Raw genomic sequence first — 2828 nt, forward strand, 5'->3', positions numbered from 1 at the left:
ACCGCTTCTTTCCCACGCTCTCCATAATGCTGGACATCCTCCCGGAGACCCCAGGTCCCCTGATCTTGGATGTCCGTCAAAACGGGGCAGGCCCAAAGGTTCTCCCCGAGCGATGCACGCCGTCCCGTACTGATCCTCCGCCACGGCCGTGCGGCGCCTTATCGGCGGCAGATAGTGCACGCGATCTTGGTCGATTTCTCGGATAGCATCGCCCAGCAACCATCCGGCCGGCCCGGCTATGGGCGCGGCTTTCGGCTGTTCCTGATCGGAGAGGCAGCGCAGTGCGGATTGAGCTAGTCACCGGCGACATCACGGTTGAGCAAGTCGATGCCGTCGTCAACGCGGCGAACTCGTCCCTGCTGGGGGGCGGCGGCGTGGACGGAGCGATCCACCGCAAAGGCGGGCCGGCGATCCTGGAGGAGTGCCGTGCTCTACGGGCCAGCCGGTACGGCAGAGGTCTGAAAGTTGGACAGGCGGTGGCAACCACCGCGGGGCGGCTGCCCGCCCGGTGGGTGATTCACACCGTCGGACCAGTGTTCAGCAAAGAGGAGGACCGCTCTCGGCTGCTGCGCAGCTGTTACACCACGTCGCTCGCTGTCGCCGCCGACCTGGGCGCGCGGTCAGTGGCCTACCCACTAATCTCTTCCGGCGTGTATCGGTGGCCGAAGGATGACGCCGTCGCCCAAGCTTTGTCAGCCCTGCACGCCGAGCCGACCACTGTCGAAGTGATCCGTCTGGTGCTCTTCGACGAGCAGACCCGCCACGCCGCGGAACGTATCTATCAGGCGTTCATCGACGCTCGATGACTCGCTTGGCTAGATCATCGACGCGCTGCCACGCCGAAGGACGGATACCGGAACCGAAGAGATCCAGCTACAGGACACAAGAAAGTCCTGGTGTCCGACGCGCGGACAGCGGCAGATCCGGACGTCGCGTCGGGGCGGGTTCGGCCCTCGCACGATTGGCCTGCCATCCTGCCGGGGTGGAGGAATGGGCGTACAACGGCATGGCCTACCAGACCAACTCGATGTACCTCCTGCCGGAGGACGCGTGGACCTACGAGCTGACCGGGTCGTGCCCGACCTCCGGCGCGGTCGCCGGACTCGCTGTGGTGATACCGGATACGACGCCCGACGGCGAGCAATTCACGCCTGCGGACGCGTTGCATGCCTGGGTGGCTGCCGCTGAGGGACCGCTGCCCTGGCCGGTGCTTCTGCGCTTCATCCGCTTCGTTGAGGCATCCGGCGACATCGTGTCCGCTGGGCCGGCCGCGACCGTGACTGGCGACCTTTCCCTGTCCTTGAACTCGTGGAGCTTCGCGAGTCGAATCTTCGAGGTCGCGTCCTACCATGACGGCGAGCATGACGGTTGGTGCTATGAGCTCTACGAGGTAGAGCCGACCCATACGTCAAACGACTACATCGACATACGCGTCCCCGACCTCCGACCGGCCGGCGGACCGTTCGTACCGGCCCCCGCACAGCAGGTCACCGTCGCCGGGCACGGCAGCCCACGGCTTCCGTGGCCGGTCTTTCGGCACATCCTCGATGCCATCTCCGCCAGCGGCGACATCATCGACGATCAAGATGGGCTGATGGCCTAACCAGTCGGCGGCACGCGCGGACGGCGGCAGTAGAGGACATCGCGCGCCGGTAGTCTTCCGCGGTGCCGAGTCGCTTCTATCGCCGTCGTTGGACCGAGACCCGAGGCGATGAGTTCAAGGGCTGGGGCCACTCGGTCTGGTTCTTCGAGGTCGGCGATGATGGCTGGCCTGTTCGCCAGGTCGAGGTCTACGACGCTGGCCGCATTCTGCGATACGGTCCCGGTCACCCGGAGGACAGCTACGGCGGTCTCAGCGAAGTGAGCCTCTACGACTCCGGCGACGAGTGGAGCGTCTTCGAGATCACGGAAGCCGAGTTCGAGCGCGTCTGGAACTCGAACGGAGAGTGATAGCCCTACCGCGCCTACCGTTCGCCAGCGGAACCTATTAGGAGAGTGAGTCGTCGGCTGCCAGCGATAGCATGCGCACGTGATGGGCTACCGCGAGCCGCCTGCGGGTTTGAGTAAACGGGCGCGCCGCTTCGTCGGAGTTCACGGGATCTGGCTCGAGGCATCGGCTGTCAGCCAATGGCGCCTCCAGTGGGAAGAAGCCGGCATTCCGTCTGCCGTCATAGACCGAGTCGATGAGTATCAGGCTCGGTGGGGTGGGCTTGCCTTGCCTGCCGCACCTGGCTTACCGGAAGACGCCGCCGGCCCGCGGATGCTCGGTGCCGACGTCCCGGAGAGAGAAGGCGGATTTCCCGATCAGGGTTGGTTTTTCGAGGCTGGCCCTCAGCGAACCGCAGTGCCCTACTCGTTCTTGATCAGCTCGGACGGTACCTTCGGCATCGCGAGCGGGGACGATGAGAAGTGGATCCCGCTGCACGGCAGCATCGACGGCTGGGTCGAGTCTCTGGCCTTGGCATACGCAGCTGTGGACAACGCGGACACCGTCACTAAACTGGCCGGATCGGCGATCGACAGCCTCGACCTGACCTCGATGCAACCGGTTGAGCTGGTCAACGGCCGAGCCAACGGCTGGTGGTATCGGCCGGGACTGCTAGTTGCCCTTTATGCCGGTGAATCCGAGTTATTCGGCAGACCCGGCTATCGCACCGCGTTCTTGTACTCGGGCAATATCGACACGGAGTGGCTGTAAGCAAGCGCCAAGCCGGTTGGATCGTGCAGGCCAAGCGCAGTCGGGTAGCCCCGACGCATTGCTGCGCCGGGGCCCCCTCAGAACCGTGCGTGCAACTCGTCGCGGCACACGGCTCAAGCAAGCCACTGGG

The 2828-nt window shown here is 65.0% G+C and carries 4 protein-coding genes; all 4 read left to right on the forward strand.

What is annotated here, in order from left to right; genetic code table 11:
• Positions 1–281 precede the first annotated feature (281 nt).
• The 4 genes from AB0F72_RS42075 (at position 282) to AB0F72_RS42090 (ending at position 2698) form a co-directional block, all read left to right on the forward strand.
• Positions 282–806 carry an O-acetyl-ADP-ribose deacetylase gene (locus AB0F72_RS42075; protein ID WP_360444926.1) on the forward strand — a complete coding sequence of 175 codons (525 nt, stop codon included), beginning with the start codon at positions 282–284 and terminating at the stop codon, positions 804–806.
• 176 nt (positions 807–982) lie between these two features.
• The gene (locus AB0F72_RS42080; protein WP_360444929.1) at positions 983–1603 is read left to right on the forward strand and encodes a hypothetical protein; all 621 of its coding nucleotides are present in this window, start codon (positions 983–985) and stop codon (positions 1601–1603) included.
• Between the two features lie 62 nt (positions 1604–1665).
• Positions 1666–1950: a hypothetical protein gene (locus AB0F72_RS42085; RefSeq protein WP_360444932.1), complete on the forward strand. Its 285-nt coding sequence runs from the start codon at positions 1666–1668 to the stop codon at positions 1948–1950.
• Between the two features lie 82 nt (positions 1951–2032).
• A complete protein-coding gene (locus AB0F72_RS42090) occupies positions 2033–2698 on the forward strand; it encodes a hypothetical protein (RefSeq protein ID WP_360444935.1) in 666 nt (221 codons plus the stop codon).
• The last annotated feature ends 130 nt before the right edge of the window (positions 2699–2828 follow it).

The organism is Actinoplanes sp. NPDC023936 (genome assembly GCF_040639325.1).
Lineage (GTDB): Bacteria > Actinomycetota > Actinomycetes > Mycobacteriales > Micromonosporaceae > Actinoplanes.

Excerpts from the sequence above, each read along its gene's own strand:
- AB0F72_RS42090 (WP_360444935.1), top strand. The coding sequence starts at position 2,033 with ATGGGCTACCGCGAGCCGCCTGCGGGTTTGAGTAAACGGGCGCGCCGC.